Genomic DNA, 1,565 nt, shown 5'->3' on the forward strand with positions numbered 1-1,565 from the left:
GGCGCGAGCGGCCCGAGCGGCCCGAGCGGCAGCAGAGGCGGGCAAGGCAGGGAGGGTACGTCGCACTGGAGTTCTCCTTTGAACGGGGTGCTCGGTGGTACGGGGTGCCCGGGTGGAACAGGACACTCGCGTGGGGTACTCGCTTGTCTGTCTTCTCGCCGTCGAGTGTTCGCAATACGAACGATTGTGCCCACAAAGAACATAGCGACCCCGGCGGTGCGCGGTCAACGGGATGCGCGGTGGGGTAAGCAATCACCCTCATTGCCCGGCCCACCCTGCGGCAATAGCATCCGTCTGCCCGGCTTTTCACCCGCTCCGCACGGATTCACGAGAGGCCCGCCATGGAACGCACGGACCGCCCGACCTCCCCTGTCCCGGGAGTCCCCCCGACCGTCCCGGAAGTTGCCCCGACCGTCCCGGGAGTCCCCCCGACCGTCCCGGGAGCCGCCACGAAGACCCTCCCGCGAGTCGCGGCAGCCGCCGTCGGCATCCTCGCGACGGTGCTGGCGCTCGCCGTCCCGGCAGTGGTCGCGCAGGCCGACCCGCCGCCCAACCTCCCGCAGAACGCCACCGGGACCGAGCAGTCCTTCTCCCCCGCCTACGACTACGACGGCGACGGCTGCTACGCGACGTCCGCGATCGGGCCCGACGGGACGCTGGCGACAGGGCTCGCCATCGGCGGCGCCGTCAACGGGAACTGCCGCGACCAGTGGGACCTGGACGCGTCGCAGACCTACTCCCGCGAGAAGTGCAACAACGGCTGGTGCGCCGTGATGTACGCGAGCTACTTCGAGAAGGACCAGACCATGGACGGTCCGGTCGCGGTGGGCAGCCACCGGCACGACTGGGAGCACGTCGTGGTGTGGGTCGACCAGTCGACCAACCAGGTGGAGCACGTGTCGATCACCGAGCACAGCGGCTCGGCGACCTATCCCCGTTCACAGGTCCGGTTCGAGGGGTCGCACCCGAAGATCGTCTACCACAAGGACGGGCCGAGCACGCACCTGTTCCGGCTCGCCAACGGGAACGACGACCCGCCGGAGAACCACTACGGCACCTGGCGCTACCCGCCCCTGGTCGGCTGGGACGGCTGGCCCAGCACATCGCTGCGGGACCGCCTGATGACCGCCGACTTCGGCGGTGCCACCATCAAGATCGACGACGGCGACTTCACCTACTGGCTGGAGCGGATGAAGCCGGCGGGCATCCCGTTCGACCCGGCGGCCTAGCTGCACTGACCCGCGGCGTCGTCGCGGCCCGTGACCTGGTGTGGCGTGTCGTCGGTGACGCTACCGTTACCGCCGGCCGACCTCCGAGGTTCTGTTCAAGCCACGATGCTGCATCGTTTCAAGCTCGCTCGGACGGGCAGAAGTTCGCGGTCTGAACAGAACCTCAGGAGCAAACGACGACGCACGCCGCGATCTGCGCATCACGAACCCACCGGTGATGCCCACATCGGACATTCAGCCGCGACGGGAGCGCCAGCCCGGAACATCCCGGCAGCCCGGACAGTCAGACGGCGCGTGCCGGCGGGACCAGCGACCCGCCGGCACGCGCGTCACCCC

General features: G+C 69.3%; 1 protein-coding gene. It reads left to right on the plus strand.

What is annotated here, in order from left to right; translation table 11 throughout:
- The first annotated feature begins 341 nt into the window (after positions 1 to 341).
- Positions 342 to 1,229 (plus strand): NPP1 family protein, encoded by an 888-nt coding sequence (locus PROKR_RS05405; protein ID WP_245605714.1) that lies wholly within the window; start codon positions 342 to 344, stop codon positions 1,227 to 1,229.
- Positions 1,230 to 1,565 lie beyond the last annotated feature (336 nt).

Source organism: Promicromonospora kroppenstedtii DSM 19349, assembly GCF_000515355.1.
In the GTDB taxonomy this organism is placed as follows: domain Bacteria; phylum Actinomycetota; class Actinomycetes; order Actinomycetales; family Cellulomonadaceae; genus Promicromonospora; species Promicromonospora kroppenstedtii.

Excerpts from the sequence above, each read along its gene's own strand:
- PROKR_RS05405 (WP_245605714.1), top strand. The coding sequence starts at position 342 with ATGGAACGCACGGACCGCCCGACCTCCCCTGTCCCGGGAGTCCCCCCG.